The sequence below is a fragment of the Cupriavidus pauculus genome (assembly GCF_008693385.1).
Lineage (GTDB): Bacteria > Pseudomonadota > Gammaproteobacteria > Burkholderiales > Burkholderiaceae > Cupriavidus > Cupriavidus pauculus_D.
Genome location: NZ_CP044065.1, coordinates 1530784 through 1550600 on the forward strand (window position 1 = coordinate 1530784; position 19817 = coordinate 1550600).

The window sequence follows — 19817 nt, forward strand, 5'->3', positions numbered from 1 at the left end:
TCCCATATCAACCAATAACAAGGTCCATCGATGAAACTCACGGCTTCCCTGCTCACCGCCGCAACCTGTGCCGCCGCACTGCTGGCCTCGCCCGCTCACGCGCGCGACACCAGGTACATGCTGCCGCTCAAGGACGTACTGTCGATGCCCGAGGCAAAAGACAAGCTGGACCCGTCGTTCCGCTTCTTCCTGGCGGGTCAGACCACGCCGCCCGTGCTCGAGCGCTTCGACTCCGGCGTGACGAACCGCAAGACCAACGGCGTGGGCAAGAGCGACGAGGATGGCTGCCGCTGGGCCGCGCTGTCCGCGCTGGTCGCGCTGCAGGACACCGCCAAGTCCAAGGGCGCCAACGCAGTGATCGATATCGTCAGCTACTACAAGAAGAACGAGGTGACGAATCCCGCGGAGTACGAATGCCATGCCGGCGCGGTCGTGGTCGGCGTCGCGCTCAAGGGCACGTACGCGAAACTGGGACAGTAATGACCATCCGGATCCGCCATGGGAGCGTGGCGGCGCTTGCCGAGCAGGCGCCGTCGCCTTCCACATGGATGTCCGAGAGCGAATGCGCGCGGGTGCGGTCGACCCATGCCGCAACGCGCCGCGCGCAGTTCATCGCGGGGCGATGGCTGGCGCGCGTGCTGCTGTCGGAGGCCATGGGCGGATCATGGCACGACTGGACGCTGACGGCCGAAGACGATGCGCCGCCGCGCGTGTCGGGTCCCGCCACCGCTTCCGCCTTTCCCTCCGCCACGCTGTCGCTGTCGCACAGCGGCGACCTCGTCGCGTGCGCGCTCGGCACCGCGCCGCTCGGTATCGACGTGGAGGCCTGCACGCCGCGCAAGGGGCTCGATGCGCTCTACGATGCCGTCACGACCGCAGACGAGCGGCGGGCCCTGGCCGCGCATCTGGGCACCGACACGCTGCAATGCTTCCTCCACGCATGGACGCTCAAGGAGGCCGGTCTCAAGCGCGAAGGCGACGGCCTCTTCGCCACCATGCTGGGCCACGCCCTGCAGCTCGAGGCGGCCACCGATCCCCCGCGGGCCAATGCCTGCACGTGGCAACTGGACGGTCACGTACTCGCCCTCAGCGCCGAGGCGCTGGGCACCTGCACCCTCCCCGGCTTTCCCCCGCCGCGCTACTGGAAGCTCGCGCGGCACACGTCTTCCCGCTGAATCATGTCTGAAATCACCGTACCCGACCTTCCCGACAACACCGTCACGCCTTCGCAGGTCGTCTTCGACGGTACACCGCTCGCGATCGAGGCGATCGTCGCGCTCGCGCGCCGCGAGGCCACGGCCGTGCTGTCCGATGCGCCGGACTTCCGCGCGCGCATCACGCGCGGTATGGCGTTTCTCGATCAGCTGCTCGAGGAAGATGGCCGCATCTATGGCGTGACGACGGGCTACGGGGACTCGTGCGAAACCGCGGTGCCCGTGGACCGCGCATGGGAACTACCCGTGCATCTGTACACGTTCCACGGCTGCGGGCTCGGGCGGCTGCTGGAAGCGGACGAGACGCGCGCCGTGCTCGCGGCACGGCTGGCGTCGCTGTGTCAGGGTTATTCGGCGGTCAGCCCGGCGCTGCTCGAACAACTCGCCGCGTTCCTCGCGCATGACGTGCTGCCCTGCATTCCGGCCGAAGGCTCGGTGGGCGCAAGCGGCGACCTCACGCCGCTGTCGTACGTCGCGGCCGCGTTGTGCGGCGAGCGCGAGGTCGTCTACGCGGGACGGCGCCAGCCGGCGGCCGAGGCGCTTGCGGCAATCGGCCGCGCGCCGCTGCGGCTGCGGCCCAAGGAAGCGCTGGCGATCATGAACGGCACCGCCGTGATGACGGGCCTGGCCTGCCTCGCATGGTCGCGCGCCGCGCATCTTGCCGCGCTCTCCGCCACGCTGACCGCCGGTGCGGTCGCGGCGGTCGATGGCAATCCCTATCACTATGACGAGACGCTGTTCCGTGCCAAGCCGCATCCCGGGCAGTTGCGCGCCGCCGCGCGTATCCGCACGCTGCTCGGCGATTCGCGCGCGCCGCGCCATGCGAGCCGTCTGCAGGACCGCTATTCGCTGCGGTGCGCGCCGCATGTCATCGGCGTGCTCGAAGACGCGCTCGACTGGTCGCGCCGATGGATCGAAACCGAGCTGAACAGCGCGAACGACAATCCGCTAGTGGATCCGGACGAGCAGCGCGTGCTGCATGGCGGCCATTTCTACGGCGGCCATGTCGCGCTGGCCATGGATGCGCTCAAGACGGCGGTGGCCAGCGTGGCGGATCTGATGGACCGCCAGTTGGCGACGCTCGTCGATACGCGCTACAACAATGGCCTGCCCGCGAACCTGTCGGGCGCCACCGGCGACGAGGCGCCGCTGAACCATGGGCTGAAGGCCGTGCAGATCGGCGCGTCCGCGTGGACGGCGGAGGCGTTGAAGCTGACCATGCCGGCGACCGCGTTCTCGCGCTCGACCGAGTGCCACAACCAGGACAAGGTCAGCATGGGCACGATCGCGAGCCGCGATTGCCTGCGGGTGCTGGAGCTGACGGAACAGGTGGCGGCCGCGATGCTTGTGGCCGTGCGTCAGGGCATCGGGCTACGCCTGAAGATGGGTGGTGCGCTGCCGCAGCCGCTGCAGCCGTTCTTCTCGCGGCTCGAGGCCGCGATTCCGCTGCTGACGCGGGACCGGGCCCTCGAATCCGAGCTTCGCGCGCTGCTGGCGCAGATGCGCGCGGGCCGCTGGCAGGACGCTTAATCCTCGCGGCAACTGCCGTCGGCACAGCCGTCGCGCGACTCGCGCGGCGGATAGAGCGGATAGCGCAGCGCCGCATAGATCAGGACGACGACGCCCGCGGCGGTGATCCAGTCGAGCAGATCCTTCATGATGCCGGCTCCATGAGGGTGTGCCTTCAGTCTAGGCGCTCGCGGACATCGCGGGAACGATCGATTCCGCGAGAGCTTATGCGGATCGGGATCAGAACGCCGGCAGAATCGCGCCCTTGAACTGCCTGTCGAGGAAATCCTTCACTTCCTGCGACTGATACGCCGCAACCAGCGGCTTGACCCATGGCTTGTCCTTGTCCTGCGCGCGCACCGCGATCAGGTTCGCATACGGGCCGCGCAGGTCCTCGATCGCGATGGCATCGCGCGTCGGCGACAGGTTGGCCTTGACCGCGTAATCGGTATTGATCGATGCCGCGGCGAGGTCGCTCAGCGAACGCGGCAGGATCGCCGAGTCCAGTTCGACGAACTTGAGCTTCTTCGGATTCGAGGCGATATCGAGCGGCGTGGCGTTCTTGCCCGCGGCGGTTTTCAGCGTGATCACGCCCTTGGCCTGCAGCAGCCGCAGCGCGCGATTACCGTTCGACGGATCGTTCTGGATACCGACCTTCGCGCCTTCCGGCAGGTCCGACAGCGACTTGTACTTGCTCGAGTAGAAACCCATCGGCGCTACGTAGGTCAGGCCCACATTGACGATCTTGTAGCGGCGCGCCTCGATCTGGCTGTCGAGGAACGGCTGGTGCTGAAAGCCGTTGGCGTCGAGATCGCCGGCATCGAGCGCGGCGTTCGGCTGCGCATAGTCGTTGAACTCGACGATGCGGATGTCCAACCCATTGCGCTTGGCCACCGTACGCACGACCTCCCAGATCTGCGCGTCCGGCCCGCTCATCGTGCCGAGGCGGACGACCTGGTCGGCGGCGAGGGCCTGCGTGGCGGTCAGCGCCGCCAGCGCGGAAACAGCGGCGGCGGTGAACAGTTGGAACAAACGGCGGCGATGCATGATGGCTCCTGTAGGGCGTTGTATTGGCTCGCCCCCGCGCGGGTGGCACGAGGGCGTCACGGATGGTAAGGACGCTTACGCCATCAGGGAATGAATAAGTTCGGCTATCGATATGCGCCGTTTGTCATGCGTCGATGAACGACACGAACTCTTCCAGTTCGAGCTTCGCCAGCCGCATATTGTTCTCGGGCACGCTGTTGTCGGCGTACCCCAGCGACATTCCCGCAATCACCATCTCTCCCTCGGGAATGCCGAGCTCCCGATGGAGCACCGTCGATTGCAGCGACCAGATCTGCTGGGGACAGGTGTCCAGCCCTTCGGACCGGGCGGCGAGCATGATGTTCTGCAGGAAGCAGCCGTAGCAGAGAAAGCTCGCCCACTCCAGCCGGCGATCCATGGTGAAGATCAGTCCGACCGGCGCATCGAAGAACCGGAACTGACGCTCGACATCGCGTCGCCGCCCGGCGATATCGCTGCGAGGCACGCCCTGCGCATCGCCGAGCATCCCCCGGAACGTACTGAAGCGCGCATCGAACGGCGCCGGCAGGTTCGTGGGAAAGAACGGGTACTGCAGCGGCAGCGTCTCCGGATTCTCCCGATAGGCGGAGACCGCCGCCTCGGTGACGCGTTCACGAGCATGCCCCGTGACCACGTAGCAACGCCAGGGCTGCGTATTGCTCGAGCTCGGCGCATGACTCGCCGCCGACAGGATGCCCCGTACCGTGGCCAGCGGGACGGGAGTATCGAGAAAGGCCCGCTTGCTGCGGCGCTCGCGCATCGTCGCCGCCACCAGTGCCGCCACGAGTGCCGCCGCATTGCCTGCCGACGCGACCGCCCCAATCTGCTTGTCCATCTCCATCATCTCCATGGCATTACTCTCCAGTCGTGGTTGTCAGTGTGGTTGTGATTTCGCTTGTGCGTCTGGAGAAAAATCATAGACACATGGCACGCGCTGAACAGATGGCAATGCTTGCATCCTGCGTCCAACATCCCTGAACGATGCACCGCCCCTGTGCCTGATGACGAGTGTAGTCGCGGCGTCCAGATTCCTGAACGATATGTTCGCGAAAGCGGCGCGCACGGCCGAATCGGGATGCCCTATCTTGTCTCCGACACACATGGCACGAGGAGACGCCAAGATGGACCAGTTGAAATGCCTGCCGCAGGATCATGTCGTGTGGGGACACGACATCCTGCGGCCCGTGGCCGCGTCGCTCGGCGACTATGGCCTGCGCCGCCCGATCGTCCTGACCGTGAACTTTTTGGAGGCGCTGCATCGCGCGTATCTCGCGCCCGCCATCGCGGACTGCGTCGGCGTATTCACGGGATTGCCCGCCCATGTGCCCGACTTTGCCGTGGACGCGGCGTTGCGCGCATGCCGCGACGCGCGCGCGGAGTCCATCGTCGCGCTCGGGGGTGGCTCCGTGCTCGACGCCGCAAAGGCAGTGTCGGCGCGCCACTTCGCGGAGACGGGCCACCATCTGCCCATTGCCGCATTTCCGACGACGCTGTCCGGCTCCGAGTTCTCGCATTACTTCGGCGTGACGGAGACGGACGGCCCGCGCAAGTTCAAGCGCAGCTACGCCGTGCGGGAGACCGTGCCGAAGCTCGTCACGATCGACCCCCAGTTGATCGTCGACACCCCGCGCGAACTGCTGCTGAGCTCGGCGATCAAGGGCATCGATCATGCGATGGAAGGCATGCGCCGCGTCGGCACCGATCATCCGCACGCGATGCTCGCGGCGCGCGGCGTGGCGCGCTTTCTGGGCGTGCTGGAGCGATGGCCGAAACGCCTCGACACGCGCGCGGCGCTCGAGGCCGGCAACGTCTCGATGGACGATCTGCTGCAGCTCCAGCTCGGCGCCTGGCAGTGCTACTTCTATCCGGCGTCGGTCATCTACGGGCTCAGCCATCGCATCGGGCATATCCTCGGTGGCACGTTCGGCCTGCCCCATAGCGTGACGTCCTGCATCACGCTCGCCCCGGTGATTCGCGCATGCGCGGAAATCTACGGCGACAAGCTCGATATCTTCCGCACTTCGGCGACCGGGGCGACCCGCGATACTACGGCGGAATGGCTGGCCGACCTCATCGCCGGACTGGTCGATACGCTCGATCTGCCAAGCCGGCTGCGCGGCTTCGAGATCCCGCGCGGCACGCTGCGCGAGGTCGCCTCGATGCTGGCGGAACACTACCCGGCGGAAGTGGGCGATCTTGGCGACGACGCCGCGCGCAAGCTGGAAGCGCTGCTGGAGGGCATGTGGTGATGCGCGCGAACCCTGCATTGCCCGCCCCGGCCGACAGTCTGCGCGGGCTCCGCCACGCGCTCGTCACGCGCGAGATCACGGCCGTGGCACTGACGGAGCGTACGCTGCAAGCCGCGGAGGCGAGCCGGCAGGCCGTCAACGCGTTCGCCGCCATCGACTGGGACCGCGCGCTGCGGGCGGCCGCTGAAAGCGATCGCCGCTATGCCAATGGCACCGCGCGCGCGCTCGAAGGCCTGCCCATCGCGGTGAAGGATCTGATCGATACGCGCGGGATCGACACCTGCTACGGCTCGTCCGCATACCTCGGTCATCGTCCCGCTGTCGATGCCGATGTCGTCCACGCGCTCGTGGACCGCGGCGCCATCGTCGTGGGCAAGACCACCACGCACGAGTTCGCATGGGGCGTCACCACGTCGAGCGCGTACTTCGGCGACACGCGCAACCCGCTGGATCCGTCTCGTATTCCCGGCGGATCGAGCGGCGGCGCGGCCGCCGCCATCGCGCACGGCGCCGTGCCGGCGGGCCTGGGCACGGACACCGGCGGCTCCGTGCGTATTCCGGCCGCACTATGCGGCGTGGCCGGATTCAAGCCGACACACGATGCCCTGTCGACACGCGGCGTTTTTCCGCTCGCGCCCAGCTGCGACCACCTCGGCCTGCTCGGCCGCCACGTGGACGATGTGCTCTGGCTCGCCAACGCGCTCCATATCGACGTGCCGGAAAGCGATGCATGGCTGTCCGCGCGGATCGGCGTCGTGCGCGAGATCGCGCCCGTGCCGCTCGCCCCCGACGTCGCCACGGCGTTCGATGCGGCCATGCAACGCCTCGCGCGCACGTTCGCCTGCATCGATATCGGCGCGCCCCGGCTGTTCGCGGGCGTCTTCGACGCCTTCGCGGCCATCGTGCTCGTGGAAGGCGGCATCGAACACTTCCGGCGCAACGGGTGGGATCGCATTGCAGCGCACTACGGTGCGGAAACGATGGACCGCCTTCGCCGCGCGGAGCGTACGGACCTGCGCACGTATGGCGTCGCGCAGGACGTCCGCCGAGCCTTCACGGCACGCCTTCGCGACGCGATGGCCGGGGTGGACTACCTCGTACTGCCGACGTGTCCCTGCACGGCGCCGTCGCTTGGCGCCAGCGACGTGCGCATCGGCGAGTGGACCGGCACGGTCCGGGAGGCCCTCATGACATACACGGCGCCATTCAATATCGCGGGATTCCCCGCGATCTCCGTGCCGTTGCCGGCCGCAACCGGTGTGCTGCCGGCGGCATTACAGATCGTCGCGCGGCCTGGCGACGACGGCGCGCTGCTCCAGATTGCCCAGCAGATCGAAACGCTGCTGGGCGAACGCATCGCCGCATGACCACACCCCACCAGAGAGGAGAGCACGATGAGCGAATCCGCATCCCCCGGCATCACACCGTCGGGACAGACCCCATACAGCGCGTGGATACAGACCGACGTGCTGCACACGCTGCAGACGCCCGTCAGCGACCATCCCGGCGAGCATGCATGGATTACCTCCGTACAGGTGTCCGAGCTTTACTGGATGCTGATCGTCCGCGAAATCCAGACCGCCCAGCAGCAACTGCGGCGCAACCAACTGTCCGGCGCCATCGAGACCCTGCGGCGCATCGTGGCCCACCACGAGCCGCTCAATACGACGTGGAAGTCCATCGCATGGATGACGCCGGCCGATCTGCTGGCGATCCTGTCGCGCGCGGTGGCGAAGTATGGCAAGGACACGGCCTTGCAGGGATGGACGTATCGACAGATGGTGTATTTGTTCGGCATCCGGCAGGCCGAGCATCTCCAGCACTTCGAGCCGCAGCCGGAACGCTGGCAGCAGCTGAATCAGGTGCTGGACACGCCTAGCCTCTATGACGATGTGCTGATGGCCCTCGATCGCGCGGGATTCGCGATACCGGCGCACGTGCGGGAGCGCGATTATCGCCAGCCCTATGCGCCGGACAAGGCCGTGGAGCGCGCGTGGCGCGACATCTATGCCGATGCCGGCGGGCATGTCCAGTTGCGAGGGCTCGGGGAAACGCTGGCCGACATCACGGAAGGATTCCTGGCCTGGAAGCACCTGCACCTGATGGCCACGCGCCGCACGTTCGGCCATCGCCCGGCGTACTTCGGCACCGAAGGCATCGCGTGGCTGCTGCCGACGATGGAAGAACTGCCGTTTCCCGAACTGTGGACCGCGCGCGGGATCATCGGCGACCCACCGGCCGGCTGCCCCATGCACAAGCCAGCGGGGCGCGCATGACGATCGACGATCTGATGACGCTCGCGGCCGGCGCACGGGCCGCCATGGCGGATCCACGGCGATCCCATCTCGTGGGCGGCGCAACGGCACCCCATTCGCTTCAGAACTCGCCACCGCGCTTCGAACTATTCCACGCGGCCAGTTCGCTGTGTTCGCAGAAAGTGCGCACGGTCCTCGCGGAGAAGGCGTTGCCCTATCGTTCCAACGACATGATGATCCTGAGCGCGATCCAGGGCGATCGCATCGTGCCGGCCGAACACTATTCGCCCGCCTACGTCAGGCTGCGCCTCCACGCCGGCCGCGAAATTGGCAAGCCGTTCGTCGATCGCTATACGGGGCGCACGTCGGTGGAGACCGAGGGGTTCGACCCGTGCGTCGTCCCGTTGCTGATCGACTACGAAGCCGGCCGCGTGATCGCGGACTCGCTGCGCATCTGCAGTTATCTCGATGGCTTGTCGCCCGCCCCGGTTCGGCTGATACCGGACGACGGCGCGGCACGCGATGCCGTGATGCGGCAGGCGGGTATCGTCGACCGCATTCCCAATGGCGCGCTGCTCTATGGCTTTCACCCGGACGCCGACCGTCGCCCCGCGGCACTCCGCGCGGTGATGGAAACCGTGTACGACGCCAAGATCCTCGCGCTGGAAGCGATGATCGATGCCAATGCCGACGATGCGGGACTGGCCGACGCCTATCGCGCCAAGATCCTCAAGGAGCGCGGCGGCAAGGCCGTATCCCACGACGCGCGCTTCCAGCGCCAGACGCGCGAGCACGTCGCGGCGCTGCTGCGCGATCTGGAATGTACGCTACCCAGCGCGGGCGCACCGTGGGTGACGGGGGCGAATTTCTCGCTGGCCGACGTGTTCTGGGGCGTCAACCTGACGCGGCTCGCGTATCTGGGGCTGGCCTCGATGTGGAACGATCTGCCTCTCGTGGCACGGTATGTCGAGGCGCTGGTGCGGCGGCCTTCCATCGCCGAGGAAGTCGTGCAGGCCACCATCGAATCGCTGCCCCCCTCCGCGTATATGGATGTGCTGACGGGCGGGACCCGCATGACGCTTGCATGAGCGATCGCGGGACGTAAAAAAGGGGCGCCACGTGGCGCCCCTTCTTCATAGGCCAGCGCAATCAGGCGGCGACCGCCTCCGGCGCGCCATGCAGCGAGCGCGCGACTTCCGCGACCCGGCGGCCCTGGAAGCGCGCCACCGCAAGCTGGTCCTCGTCGGGCATCAACGAATCCTGACGCGACACGTGCGTGGCGCCATACGGGGTGCCGGCCTTGAACATCGCGGCATCGGCATAGCCGAGCGGCACGATGATCAGACCCAGATGGGCCATCGGCGCGTAAATCGACAACAGCGTCGATTCGTTGCCCCCGTGCATCGACGACGTCGAGCCGAACACCGATCCGATCTTGCCGTTGAGCTTCCCCTGGAACCACAGTCCGCCGAGTCCGTCGATAAAGGCCTTCAATTCCGAAGATATGGATCCGAAGCGCGTGGGCGTGCCGAACACGATCGCATCGGCCCATTCGACATCGGCCTCGGTCGGCGCTTCGTATTTTGCGTTCATCGCCGTGGCATTCTCGAGCCAGCCCGGCACCTGCCGCATGACCTCGGGGCCGACGAGCTCGCGCACGCGCCGCAGGCGCACCTCCGCGCCCGCCGCCAGCGCGCCCTCCGCGACGGCTCTGGCAAGCGCCTCCGTCGAGTGGTTACGCGAATAGAACGGGATTAGTACTTTCGTTTTCGACATATCAATTTCCAACGCACCAGAAAGGGGTTATACGGCAATGGGTTCGAGGCGGGACAGCAGTTCGTCCTTGCGTTCGGCGAGCCACGGCGGCAGCTGGAATTCCTCGCCGAAGTGGCCGGGCGGCTCGTCGATCGCGAAGCCGATATCGGTCGTGGCCGCTTCGAAAATCACCCCGCCGGGCATCTTGAAGTACATCGAACGGAAGTAGTTGCGGTTCACGGACTCCGACGTGTCGATGTAGCCGAGCCCCATGAACTTGTCCTTGAGCGTCATCTGCTCCGCCTCGCTGTCCACGGCGAACGCCACATGGTGGATCGTGCCTTCGCCATAGACGGAGGAGCCCTGCAGGCGGTCCGGTTCGTGAAAGAACTCGACGACCATGCCGGGGCCGCCCGTGTGGGTCTCGAAGCGGTAGTACGGGCCCGACTCGCCCGCCAGGCGAAAGCCGATGGCCTCGCTCATGAATCGCACGGACTCGGCGACCTCGCGCAGCGACAGCGTGATGCTGTGCACGCCGCGCACCGCGTACGCCTGCGGCACGTTGTTCTCCACGCAGGCCGGACGCTTGTCGAGATCGGTCTCGACGAGGTCGAACTCGATGCCGCACGGATGGTAGAAGCGCTGGCGCCGCTCGTCGAAGCGCTCGACGATATCGGCGTCGTAGCGGATGTTCATGGCATCGAAGCGGTGGCGCCAGAACTCGAGGGAGCCGCGCGGGACCGAGTAGTTGATCACGCGCACCTGCCCCGAACCGGGGCGCGCCATCACGCCGCGCTGGCGGAACGGGAACGACGTGACCAGGGTACCGGCATCGCCGTTGGCATTGCCGTAGTAGAGGTGATAGATCGGGTCCTCGCCATCGAGCAACACGGTCTTCTTGACGAGGCTCTGGCCGAGCAGCTTCACGTAGAAATCCACGTCCTCCTGGGCATGCCGGACGCCCGCAGTCAGGTGGTGGAATCCCTTGATTATCGACATTGTCTTCTCCACATTGAGTACGTCGCACAGAGACAGCCACCGGGCTCTCTCCTTTGCAACAGCTTAAGCACTGGTGTGTATTTGGGAAGCATCGGAACGTGTACGCACGGTTCGGGAAAGCCGAACGATCGACCAAGGTTTTTCCCGATGCGTCCCGCGCGCGCGTGAAGTAAGATCGGTTCATCCACTCCCATAAAAGCCATGCTGGATCTGAAGGACGTCTACTTCTTCGTGCAGGTCGTCGACCGCGGTGGCTTCACTTCGGCCGGCGAGATGCTTCGCCTGCCGAAATCCACGCTCAGCCATCGCGTGAAGGAACTTGAAGCCTCGCTCGGCGTGCGGCTGATCAACCGGACCTCGCGCCAGTTCGCGATGACCGAGGTCGGCATGGAGTTCTATCAGTACGCGATGGCGCTGCTGCGCAGCGCGGAGGTGGCCGAGGAGGCGATGCGGCAGCGGCTCGCGGAACCGAGTGGCGTGATCCGCGTGACGACAGCTGCGGAGATCGCCCAGTTCGCGCTACGCCATGTATTGCCGACGTTCCTGTCCGACAATCCCAAGGTCAGGATCGTGGAGACCGCGACCGATCGGGTGCTCGATATCGTGGGCGACGGCTTCGACCTCGCGATTCGCGGCCATACGGGGCAGTTGCAGGACTCCAACCTCGTGCAGCATCCGCTGGCGCGTGCGCCGTGGTACCTGTTCGCGGGCGCGGAGTATCTGCAGCGGATGCCCGCACCCCGCACGCCGGAGGAAATCGCCGCGCATGCGACGATCGCCCTGTCGGGCAAGGGCGCACAGCAATGGAATCTGCAGGGTCCCGACAAGCGCACGGTGTCGATTCCCGTGGACCCGCGCTTTCAGAGCAACAGCCTGATCTCGCTGAAGGAGGCCGCGTGCGCGAATATCGGCATCGCGGCTTTGCCGGGCTATATCTGCCAGGCCGAGCTCAAGGCCGGCGAGCTACGGCAGGTCCTGCCGGAATGGATTGCCGCCGACGCGCGCATCACGGCGTTGATTCCTTACCGTACCGGGCTGCTGCCCGCCGTACGTACGCTCGTGGATTATCTGGCGGTGGTGTTGCCGAAGGTGACGGCATTCGACCGGAGCTAGCGCGGTAATAACGTCCGGCAGCGCCGTAGGACGGCGACGGATATGCATGGACCTCGAACCGGGAAATCATCGGGGTAACGCATCCCGCCGGAGATTCTTCATGATGTTCCACCGCTTTCTCATCGGCTCGGCCGGATCCGATAGCGTGCAGGAAGTGCATCTGATTCGCGCGCTGCCGCAGGACTGGGCGTGCCTCGCCCGCATCGATACGGGCATCCAGTCGCTGCGCGAGACCCGCCGCGATATCCCGCCCTACCTGCTGATCCACGATCGCGACTGGCAGCAGGCGTCGTTCCAGCCGGACAAGCTTATCCGCACCGCGCGCAAGTTCTCCTATGACTCGGTCAGCGAATTCGTCGATCTGCATCTGCGGCAGACCTTCCACGAGCACGCGCTCGCGGTATTGTCGCCCGCGTGGAATCCGACCGGCGTGACGCGCGCCATCACGCGCGCCGTGGCGCCGTCAGCCCGCCGCCGCCGCGCGCGCGTCGCGGCGTAGCGTTTGCGGAGACTCGCCAAAGGCGCGCTGGAAGGCCTCGCGCAGATGGCCCCGGTCCCGGAACCCCGTCTCGCGGGCAATCACTTCGAGCGAATGGCGGCCCCGTTCCACGAGATTGCGGGCCGTCTCGATACGGATGCGCTCGATCGCCCGCGCCGGCGACTCGCCGGTCTCCGCCTGGAACACGCGCTGGAACTGCCGCGTGCTCAGGTGCGCGGCATGTGCGAGATCGGCAACCCGTAGCGGCTTGCCGAGGTTCTGGCGCACGAACTCGAGCGCGACCTGCACCTTGTCCGACTTCGGTGCAAGCTTGAGCATCTCCGAATGCTGCGTTTGCCCGCCCGCGCGGCGGTGGTGCATGACGAGCACGTGGGCCACCCGGTTCGCGACCTCGTGACCGAGGTCCTTCTCGACGATGCCGAGCGCGAGGTCCATCGCGGCCGTCAGGCCGGCCGAGGTCCAGATCGCGCCATCGACGATGAAAATGCGGTCGGCGTCCACTTTCGCCAGCGGGCAGCGCTGCTTCAATGCCTCCGCGAAGGCCCAGTGCGTGGTGGCGCGCCGGTTGTCGAGCACGCCCGCATCGCCGAGCGCGAAGGCGCCCGTGCACATGCCGACCACGCGGCGCGCGCGAACCGACGCTTCATGGATAAATGCCGCTTCGTCCGGATGCGTGGGGCGTCCGGTCGGATCGACGATCCCGCTGATCATCCAGGTGTCGGCATCGTCGATATTCGCCGGCAGCGTGCCGACCGACGCGCCGACCGACGAGCGCACCTCGCCGCCAGCCATCGAGTAATTGGTAACCTGATAGACGGGCTCGCGCGCGACGACGTTGGCGAACTCGAACACCGACTGCGTGCCCAGGGCCATCACCTGAAAGCCTTCCGTCAGCAAATACCCAATCCGATGCATCTTTCCACCGCGCGCTACATGTCCGAGAAGCGGATTATAAATGTCGCGTGTAAATCCTGCATTTCACCGATCATGGGTGCTCGACATGCCCGAGGTTATTACCCATGACCGCATCGCTACACGAACTGGGGCTGTCGCTTCTGCACGATACGACCCCTCCCCTGACCTCGCTCACGCTGCTGGCCGCGGCAGGTCAGCGTTGGCTCGATGGCGACCGCCCCGCCATCGACGAGGCGCGGCAGTGTCTGACCGACATCGCCGCTCACACGCGACTGCTTACGGACCTGCTCCACGCGCTGGTCCATCTGGCGCCCGTCGCCATGCCGCCGGCTGCATTCGATCTGCGCGCGCTGCTGGAAGAGACGGCCGCCGAATGGCGACCCTTGCTCGCGCGGTCCTGCACACCGCTGCGGCTCGCATTGCCGCCGGAACCGGTGGAGATTCTCGGCAATGCCTGGCAACTGCGGCAGGTGCTGGTCCGCAGCCTTCATGCCGCCGCTTCCCTGCTGGCAGGTCCGGATGCGGGCGATGCCTTGCATCTCCGGCTGGAGGCCACGAATGCGCACGCCATCGTCTCGTTGGACCGTGCGGCCAGAACACGCACCGGTCTCGGAACCTGCGCCGCGATGATAGCGCCGGCCGAGCTGGCCGTGCTCGGCGCCGTGCTTCGCGTGCACGGCGCACGGATACTGCACGGCAATACCGCACCCGGCCAGCCGCCGCTCGCGTTTGTCTGGGACCGCGCGCCCTGAGCTTCGGCCGACCCGTGGCGGAACACCTGTTTTGGGCTAGCATCGCGGGTGTCCCGATTCCGAGCCGAAGCCCATGTCATCGTCCCTATCCGGTCCCGCGCGGCTTGCGCTGGCCGCCGCGTCCCTGATCGCGCTATCCACGCCCGCGTTCGCCGCAGGCACGGCAACGTCGATCGACAAGGTCCCCGGCAAGCTGACCACGCCCGAAGGGCGCGCCGTGTTCGATCGGGAGATTCGCGGTACACCGCAGGCGGACGGCTTCGGCACGCAATTGCCGGAAGGCTTCACGGCGGCGCAGTTGGTGCGCCAGATGGTGCCCGGCGCGAACCCCGCCGCGCTGGTGCTCGCCGGCGTCAAGCCATGGCCTGGACAGCCCGACCGGTATGTCGCCGTGGCATGCCTCGCCGAAACACCGGAGCGCGCCACGAACGAGCGCAAGTACTGGAAAGACCAGTGCCGTACCGATTCGACCGAAACATGGTTCGCGATCTTCGCGCGCGCGGCGGGCGAGGAACCGACGCTGATCGCGCGCACGACGGCACCGGTCCGGACGCCGACCGACTGGAACGGATCGAACCTCGACGCCCCGCAAGCCGTTGACGACGGCGGCGGCCCGCCCGAATCGTGGCTGCGCTTCGACCTCGCCGCCTACAAGCTCGGCGAAGGCCACCCCGCATTCGGCGTGCGCGCGGGCTGGAGCGAAGGCTACGCCGGTGGCGGCGCCTCGTTCGAGGCGCTCTACCTGTTCATGCAGGACGGCAAGACGCTGCGCGCCGTATTTGCCGCGCCGATGTCCTTCATGAAGATGATTGCCGGAGACTGGAACAAGGACGGCACACGCAATCACGACGTCACCGACGGCAGCAATGTGCTCGTCGTCTCGGACCGCGCCACCGCGGGCTACAGGGAGCTGCAACTGCGCGAGCGCAAGGGATCCTGGCGGAAGACCTATCGCTGGTCGGAGAAGGACGGCCTGTACGTGCCTCGATGACCTTGCGTGGCGGCAGGCGCCTGTACGCATACACGCCTATGACGTACACCCTGCCCTATAATACGGCGCGCTCCGTCCTCCACTCATGCCCGCGACCCGCACCGCTCCCCCGACCGACGACGATTCCACGCCGCTCTATATCCGCATTCGCGACGAACTGCGCGCGCGCATTCTCGACGGCAGCCATCCGCCGCGCAGCCAGATGCCATCGGAGAGCGAACTCCAGGAACGCTTCGGCGTCAGCCGCATCACGGTGCGCCAGGCACTCGGGCACCTCGAGCGCGAAGGCCTGATCTTCAAGAAGCATGGCAAGGGCTCGTTCGTTTCGCAGCCCAAGGCGTTCCAGAACGTGACGTCGCTGGAAGGCTTCGCGGAAGCGATGTCGCGCATGGGGCACGAGATCGTCAATCGCGTCGTGTCGTTCGATATCGTTCCCGCGACGGCCGCCGTCGCGCACCGGCTGGAGATCGGCGAAGGCGAGCCGGTAACGGAGATTCATCGGGTCCGGCTGCTGAACCGCGCGCCCGTGTCCTACGAGGTCACGTATCTGCCCGAGCCGATCGGCCGCCAGCTTCAGCGCGCGGACCTCGTCACGCGCGATATCTTCCTGATTCTCGAGAACGACTGCGCGCTGCCGCTGGGCGCCGCAGACCTCGCGATCGACGCAGTCCTGGCCGACAAGGCGCTGGCGCGCGCGCTGGAAACCACCGAGGGCGCGCCGCTGCTGCGCATCGAGCGGCTGACGCACGATAGCGCCGGCCGCCCCATCGACTTCGAGTACCTGTACTTCCGCGGCGATACGTTCCAGTACCGGCTGCGCATCGACCGCCAGCGCACGCGCGCGCGCCGCGCGGGCACCGCGTAGGCACCGTCGGGCGACATCCAGGCGACACCCAGGCGACACCGCTCACGGCGCATATGCGCGCCGCGCACAAGCAAGCGCGAAACCATTCATTGGTGCCGCGACGCCGCACTCCTACAATCTGGTCCTACTTGTTATAACAAGTTGATCCCCACAGGACCATGCAGACACACGAACTCGACTACGACATCGTCGTCATCGGCGGCGGCACGGCCGGCCCCATGGCGGCGATCAAGGCCAAGCAGCGCAATCCGGCGCTGCGCGTGCTGCTGCTCGACAAGGCGCACGTCAAGCGCAGCGGCGCCATCTCCATGGGGATGGACGGCCTGAACAACGCCGTGATCCCCGGCCACGCGACGCCGGAGCAGTACACGAAGGAGATCACGGTCGCCAACGACGGCATCGTGAACCAGGCCACCGTGCTCGCGTACGCGCGGCACAGCTTCCGCACGATCGAGGAACTCGACCGCTGGGGCGTGAAGTTCGAGCGCGACGAAACGGGCGACTACGCCGTCCGCAAGGTCCATCACATGGGCGCCTATGTACTGCCGATGCCGGAAGGCCACGACGTCAAGAAGGTGCTCTATCGGCAACTGAAGCGCGCACGTGTCGAGGTCACCAACCGGATCGTCGCCACGCGGCTGCTGACGGGCCCCGCCGGCGAGGCCGCGGGCGTGATGGGGTTCGACTGCCGTACCGCGGATTTCCACGTGATACGCGCAAAAGCGGTCATCCTCTGCTGCGGCGCCGCGGGCCGCCTCGGCCTGCCCGCATCGGGCTACCTGATGGGCACGTACGAGAACCCGACCAATGCCGGCGACGGGTACGCCATGGCCTATCACGCGGGGGCCGAACTGGCCAACCTCGAATGCTTCCAGATCAATCCGCTGATCAAGGACTACAACGGTCCCGCGTGCGCGTACGTCACGGGCCCGCTGGGCGGCTATACCGCGAACGGCAAGGGCGAACGGTTCATCGAGTGCGATTACTGGAGCGGCCAGATGATGTGGGAGTTCTATCAGGAACTCCAGAGCGGAAATGGGCCAGTGTTCCTCAAGCTCGATCACCTCGCGGAAGAAACGATACAGAACATCGAGACGATCCTGCATACGAACGAGCGTCCGAGCCGCGGGCGCTTCCACGCGCGGCGCGGCAACGATTACCGCAAGCGCATGATCGAGATGCATATCTCGGAGATCGGCTTCTGCAGCGGCCATAGCGCTTCGGGCGTGTGGGTGAACGAGCATGCGGCGACGTCCGTGCCGGGGCTGTACGCCGCGGGCGACATGGCCGCGGTACCGCACAACTACATGCTCGGTGCGTTCACCTACGGCTGGTTCGCCGGCGAGCAGGCCGCCGAGCGTGCCAGTGGCGGCGCCCTGCCCGCCATCGATCGCGCGCAGGTCGAAGCCGAACGCACACGCGTGCATGCGCCGTTGCATCGCGCGCACGGCCTGCCGCCCTCGCAGGTCGAGTACAAGCTGCGACGCTTCGTGAACGACTACCTGCAGCCGCCGAAGGTCACGCGGCGCATGGAGATCGGGCTGCAGCGCTTTGCCGAAATCCGGGAGGACGTCGCGCAGTTGTCGGCCGCCAATCCGCACGAGCTGATGCGCGCGGCCGAGGTCTCCGTGATTCTCGACTGCGCGGAAATGGCGGCGCGCGCGTCGCTGTTCCGCACGGAGAGCCGCTGGGGCCTGTACCACTACCGCATCGACCATCCCGTACGCAATGACGAGGAATGGTTCTGCCATACGCATCTGAAGAAGGGCGAAGACGGCGCGATGACGTCGTTCAAGCGCCCCGTCGAACCGTACCTCGTGCCGCTCGACGCGAACGAACGCACCGCCTACTCGCGCCTGCGGGTCGCGGCCTAGCTCACAAGGAATCCAACCATGGCCCTCGTACCCCGCGACGCGCAGACGCGCACCGCCGTTCCCGTGACGATCGACGAAGACAAGTGCATAGCCGACAAGGGCTGCACGGTCTGCATCGACGTCTGCCCGATGGATCTGCTTGCGGTGGATCCGGTCACCGGCAAGGCGTTCATGAAGTTCGACGAGTGCTGGTATTGCATGCCCTGCGAGCGCGATTGCCCGACCGGCGCCGTGCACGTCGACATTCCATATCTGTTGCGGTGATTCCGCTGCGTGCACCGTACCGATTTCCCAATGCCCCCGCACCCATCGACTTCAAGGAACGCAAAATGAAAGCGCTGCCCCTTCCCCTTACCCTTCCCCTGCGCGTCGCGCTGCTCCTCACGCTGACGCTGCCGGTTGCCCATGCGGAAACGATTCGCGTGGCACTCGGCACCCAGGACACGACGATCAACACCGCCAGCGGCGGGTTGCTCGTGCGCGAACTCAAGCTGCTCGAGAAGTACCTGCCTCGTGACGGCAAGTACAAGGATGCGGTCTATGACGTGCAGTGGAAGAACTTCACGAGCGGGGCGCCAATCACGAACGAGATGCTGGCCGGCAAGCTCGACTTCGGCTCGATGGCCGAGTTTCCGGGCGTGCTGAACGGCGTCGCGAACCAGAAGGCCGGCAAGGGCAGCATCTTCATCAATGTGCTGTCGGGCAGCACGCTTGGTAGCGGCAACGGCATCGTCGTGCCCAGCGATTCGCCGGCGCAATCGCTCGCGGACCTCAAGGGCAAGACCATTTCCGTGCCGTTCGCCTCCACGGCCCACGGCATGCTGCTGCGCGCCATCGCGGCACAGGGATGGGACCCCGAGCGCGACGTCAACATCATCACGCAGGCCCCGGAAGTGGCGGGCCCAGCGCTGCAGGCACGCAAGATCGACGCGCATGCGGACTTCGTGCCGTTTGCCGAGCTGTTCCCGTATCGCGGCTTTGCGCGCAAGATCCTCGACGGGGCACAGACGCAGACGCCCACGTTCCACGGTACGCTCGTACAGAAGGAATTCGCGCAGAAGTATCCTGAGGTCGTGGTGGCGTACCTGCGCGCGACCATCGAGGCCAACCGGCTGCTGGCCGCCGAGCCCGAGAAGTACAGCGAGCTGATCGCGAAAGTGACGGGCGTCGAGCCCGAAGTCAACTACCTGTTCCATGGTCCGCTCGGCCTGCAGACGCGGGACCTGACGTGGAAGCCCGAGTACCGCAAGGCCGTGCAGACCTCGTTCGACACGCTCAAGCTGCTCAAGCGCGCCGATGGGGACCTCGACGTCAACGCATTTATCGACGACAGCTTTGTGCGCGCCGCGTTCAAGGCGGAGAAGCTCGACTACGACGCCGCGCTGCGCGACTACGCACAACTGCCGCTCAAGGCGAACGATGCGGCCACCGGCAAGCGCATCGACCACTTCGACCGCGTGGCACAGGTGTGGGTCAAGGGCGAAGCGCGCGTGCGCAGCTACGCGTCGCCCGAAGCCGCGGTGCAGGCGCTGGGCGCGTTGCAGCGCGACGGGAAGGAAGTCCGCGCGTTCTACGCACAGGACAGAGAGTCCGGCATCAAGCTGCTCGGCAACCAGGCATGGTTCACACGCGATGGCGAGGGCCGCCTCAACGCGTTCCTGCTGAAGGCGCGCGCGCAGGCATGGGCCAGCCAGCACGGTGGCCAGGTCATCGATTACGCGGCGGCGCGGCAACCGTCTGCACTCGCGGCACGCTAGGAGGG

General features: G+C 66.5%; 21 protein-coding genes. 15 read left to right on the forward strand and 6 right to left on the reverse strand.

Annotation, left to right across the window (positions count from 1 at the left end; translation table 11 throughout):
• The first annotated feature begins 30 nt into the window (after positions 1-30).
• Genes FOB72_RS06990 through hutH form a run of 3 tightly spaced genes read left to right on the forward strand, consistent with a single transcriptional unit; the run spans position 31 to position 2744 of the window.
• Positions 31-480, forward strand: coding sequence for an excinuclease ATPase subunit (locus tag FOB72_RS06990; RefSeq protein ID WP_150371860.1), 450 nt, complete (start codon positions 31-33; stop codon positions 478-480).
• Positions 480-1175: a 4'-phosphopantetheinyl transferase family protein gene (locus tag FOB72_RS06995; protein WP_191002215.1), complete on the forward strand. Its 696-nt coding sequence runs from the start codon at positions 480-482 to the stop codon at positions 1173-1175. The genes FOB72_RS06990 and FOB72_RS06995 overlap by 1 nt, the downstream gene beginning before the upstream one ends.
• A 3-nt stretch (positions 1176-1178) precedes the next feature.
• A complete protein-coding gene (hutH, locus tag FOB72_RS07000; RefSeq protein ID WP_150371862.1) occupies positions 1179-2744 on the forward strand; it encodes a histidine ammonia-lyase in 1566 nt (521 codons plus the stop codon).
• On the opposite strand, the gene FOB72_RS32785 is transcribed toward hutH, so the two are convergent.
• The 3 genes from FOB72_RS32785 to FOB72_RS07010 form a co-directional block, all read right to left on the reverse strand.
• Positions 2741-2872 carry a hypothetical protein gene (locus FOB72_RS32785; RefSeq protein WP_263364759.1) on the reverse strand — a complete coding sequence of 44 codons (132 nt, stop codon included), beginning with the start codon at positions 2870-2872 and terminating at the stop codon, positions 2741-2743. The two genes, hutH and FOB72_RS32785, sit on opposite strands and share 4 nt — an antisense overlap.
• A gap of 91 nt (positions 2873-2963) precedes the next feature.
• Entirely contained in the window at positions 2964-3770 is an 807-nt protein-coding gene (locus tag FOB72_RS07005; RefSeq protein WP_150371863.1) for a MetQ/NlpA family ABC transporter substrate-binding protein, read from the reverse strand.
• 124 nt (positions 3771-3894) lie between these two features.
• Positions 3895-4548 carry a nitroreductase gene (locus tag FOB72_RS07010; RefSeq protein ID WP_150373782.1) on the reverse strand — a complete coding sequence of 218 codons (654 nt, stop codon included), beginning with the start codon at positions 4546-4548 and terminating at the stop codon, positions 3895-3897.
• Between the two features lie 361 nt (positions 4549-4909).
• Between FOB72_RS07010 and FOB72_RS07015 the strand changes: the two genes are divergently transcribed.
• From FOB72_RS07015 to FOB72_RS07030, 4 genes are read left to right on the forward strand one after another with little or no spacing between them, the layout of a single operon-like run.
• Positions 4910-6037, forward strand: a complete 1128-nt coding sequence (locus FOB72_RS07015; RefSeq protein WP_150371864.1) for an iron-containing alcohol dehydrogenase — start codon at positions 4910-4912, stop codon at positions 6035-6037.
• Entirely contained in the window at positions 6037-7404 is a 1368-nt protein-coding gene (locus FOB72_RS07020) for an amidase (RefSeq protein ID WP_150371865.1), read from the forward strand. Before FOB72_RS07015 ends, FOB72_RS07020 begins: the two co-directional genes overlap by 1 nt.
• A 27-nt stretch (positions 7405-7431) precedes the next feature.
• A complete protein-coding gene (locus tag FOB72_RS07025) occupies positions 7432-8313 on the forward strand; it encodes a tryptophan 2,3-dioxygenase (RefSeq protein WP_150371866.1) in 882 nt (293 codons plus the stop codon).
• Positions 8310-9380: a glutathione S-transferase family protein gene (locus FOB72_RS07030; RefSeq protein ID WP_150371867.1), complete on the forward strand. Its 1071-nt coding sequence runs from the start codon at positions 8310-8312 to the stop codon at positions 9378-9380. The genes FOB72_RS07025 and FOB72_RS07030 overlap by 4 nt, the downstream gene beginning before the upstream one ends.
• 61 nt (positions 9381-9441) lie before the next feature.
• Here the strand turns inward: FOB72_RS07030 and wrbA are convergent, their stop codons facing one another.
• Together wrbA and FOB72_RS07040 are read right to left on the reverse strand one after the other, a co-directional pair.
• The gene (gene wrbA, locus FOB72_RS07035) at positions 9442-10068 is read right to left on the reverse strand and encodes an NAD(P)H:quinone oxidoreductase (RefSeq protein ID WP_150371868.1); all 627 of its coding nucleotides are present in this window, start codon (positions 10066-10068) and stop codon (positions 9442-9444) included.
• A 27-nt stretch (positions 10069-10095) separates the two neighbouring features.
• On the reverse strand, positions 10096-11046 hold the full coding sequence (locus FOB72_RS07040) for a ring-cleaving dioxygenase (protein WP_150371869.1): 951 nt from the start codon (positions 11044-11046) through the stop codon (positions 10096-10098).
• A gap of 201 nt (positions 11047-11247) precedes the next feature.
• Here FOB72_RS07040 and FOB72_RS07045 point away from each other — a divergent pair, with 201 nt between their 5' ends.
• Positions 11248-12159 (forward strand): LysR substrate-binding domain-containing protein, encoded by a 912-nt coding sequence (locus FOB72_RS07045; RefSeq protein ID WP_150371870.1) that lies wholly within the window; start codon positions 11248-11250, stop codon positions 12157-12159.
• A 100-nt stretch (positions 12160-12259) separates the two neighbouring features.
• Positions 12260-12658, forward strand: a complete 399-nt coding sequence (locus tag FOB72_RS07050) for a hypothetical protein (RefSeq protein ID WP_150371871.1) — start codon at positions 12260-12262, stop codon at positions 12656-12658.
• Here FOB72_RS07050 and FOB72_RS07055 read toward each other — a convergent pair.
• Positions 12623-13573, reverse strand: coding sequence for a GlxA family transcriptional regulator (locus FOB72_RS07055; RefSeq protein ID WP_150371872.1), 951 nt, complete (start codon positions 13571-13573; stop codon positions 12623-12625). The two genes, FOB72_RS07050 and FOB72_RS07055, sit on opposite strands and share 36 nt — an antisense overlap.
• A 104-nt stretch (positions 13574-13677) precedes the next feature.
• Between FOB72_RS07055 and FOB72_RS07060 the strand changes: the two genes are divergently transcribed.
• The 6 genes from FOB72_RS07060 to FOB72_RS07085 all read left to right on the forward strand — a co-directional run bounded on the left by FOB72_RS07060 (position 13678) and on the right by FOB72_RS07085 (position 19812).
• Positions 13678-14325, forward strand: coding sequence for a hypothetical protein (locus tag FOB72_RS07060; protein WP_150371873.1), 648 nt, complete (start codon positions 13678-13680; stop codon positions 14323-14325).
• Positions 14326-14398: 73 nt separating this feature from the next.
• Positions 14399-15316, forward strand: a complete 918-nt coding sequence (locus tag FOB72_RS07065) for a hypothetical protein (RefSeq protein ID WP_150371874.1) — start codon at positions 14399-14401, stop codon at positions 15314-15316.
• 85 nt (positions 15317-15401) lie between these two features.
• A complete protein-coding gene (locus FOB72_RS07070) occupies positions 15402-16181 on the forward strand; it encodes a GntR family transcriptional regulator (RefSeq protein WP_150371875.1) in 780 nt (259 codons plus the stop codon).
• 158 nt (positions 16182-16339) lie between these two features.
• Positions 16340-18055 carry a fumarate reductase/succinate dehydrogenase flavoprotein subunit gene (locus FOB72_RS07075; RefSeq protein ID WP_150371876.1) on the forward strand — a complete coding sequence of 572 codons (1716 nt, stop codon included), beginning with the start codon at positions 16340-16342 and terminating at the stop codon, positions 18053-18055.
• A gap of 18 nt (positions 18056-18073) precedes the next feature.
• On the forward strand, positions 18074-18319 hold the full coding sequence (locus FOB72_RS07080) for a ferredoxin family protein (protein WP_150371877.1): 246 nt from the start codon (positions 18074-18076) through the stop codon (positions 18317-18319).
• Positions 18320-18384: 65 nt separating this feature from the next.
• Positions 18385-19812, forward strand: a complete 1428-nt coding sequence (locus FOB72_RS07085) for an ABC transporter substrate-binding protein (protein ID WP_150371878.1) — start codon at positions 18385-18387, stop codon at positions 19810-19812.
• Positions 19813-19817: the final 5 nt, after the last annotated feature.

Coding starts and splice junctions, on each gene's coding strand:
- FOB72_RS06990 (WP_150371860.1), top strand. CDS start 31: ATGAAACTCACGGCTTCCCTGCTCACCGCCGCAACCTGTGCCGCCGCA.
- FOB72_RS06995 (WP_191002215.1), top strand. CDS start 480: ATGACCATCCGGATCCGCCATGGGAGCGTGGCGGCGCTTGCCGAGCAG.
- hutH (WP_150371862.1), top strand. CDS start 1,179: ATGTCTGAAATCACCGTACCCGACCTTCCCGACAACACCGTCACGCCT.
- FOB72_RS32785 (WP_263364759.1), bottom strand. CDS start 2,872: ATGAAGGATCTGCTCGACTGGATCACCGCCGCGGGCGTCGTCGTCCTG.
- FOB72_RS07005 (WP_150371863.1), bottom strand. CDS start 3,770: ATGCATCGCCGCCGTTTGTTCCAACTGTTCACCGCCGCCGCTGTTTCC.
- FOB72_RS07010 (WP_150373782.1), bottom strand. CDS start 4,548: ATGCGCGAGCGCCGCAGCAAGCGGGCCTTTCTCGATACTCCCGTCCCG.
- FOB72_RS07015 (WP_150371864.1), top strand. CDS start 4,910: ATGGACCAGTTGAAATGCCTGCCGCAGGATCATGTCGTGTGGGGACAC.
- FOB72_RS07020 (WP_150371865.1), top strand. CDS start 6,037: ATGCGCGCGAACCCTGCATTGCCCGCCCCGGCCGACAGTCTGCGCGGG.
- FOB72_RS07025 (WP_150371866.1), top strand. CDS start 7,432: ATGAGCGAATCCGCATCCCCCGGCATCACACCGTCGGGACAGACCCCA.
- FOB72_RS07030 (WP_150371867.1), top strand. CDS start 8,310: ATGACGATCGACGATCTGATGACGCTCGCGGCCGGCGCACGGGCCGCC.
- wrbA (WP_150371868.1), bottom strand. CDS start 10,068: ATGTCGAAAACGAAAGTACTAATCCCGTTCTATTCGCGTAACCACTCG.
- FOB72_RS07040 (WP_150371869.1), bottom strand. CDS start 11,046: ATGTCGATAATCAAGGGATTCCACCACCTGACTGCGGGCGTCCGGCAT.
- FOB72_RS07045 (WP_150371870.1), top strand. CDS start 11,248: ATGCTGGATCTGAAGGACGTCTACTTCTTCGTGCAGGTCGTCGACCGC.
- FOB72_RS07050 (WP_150371871.1), top strand. CDS start 12,260: ATGATGTTCCACCGCTTTCTCATCGGCTCGGCCGGATCCGATAGCGTG.
- FOB72_RS07055 (WP_150371872.1), bottom strand. CDS start 13,573: ATGCATCGGATTGGGTATTTGCTGACGGAAGGCTTTCAGGTGATGGCC.
- FOB72_RS07060 (WP_150371873.1), top strand. CDS start 13,678: ATGACCGCATCGCTACACGAACTGGGGCTGTCGCTTCTGCACGATACG.
- FOB72_RS07065 (WP_150371874.1), top strand. CDS start 14,399: ATGTCATCGTCCCTATCCGGTCCCGCGCGGCTTGCGCTGGCCGCCGCG.
- FOB72_RS07070 (WP_150371875.1), top strand. CDS start 15,402: ATGCCCGCGACCCGCACCGCTCCCCCGACCGACGACGATTCCACGCCG.
- FOB72_RS07075 (WP_150371876.1), top strand. CDS start 16,340: ATGCAGACACACGAACTCGACTACGACATCGTCGTCATCGGCGGCGGC.
- FOB72_RS07080 (WP_150371877.1), top strand. CDS start 18,074: ATGGCCCTCGTACCCCGCGACGCGCAGACGCGCACCGCCGTTCCCGTG.
- FOB72_RS07085 (WP_150371878.1), top strand. CDS start 18,385: ATGAAAGCGCTGCCCCTTCCCCTTACCCTTCCCCTGCGCGTCGCGCTG.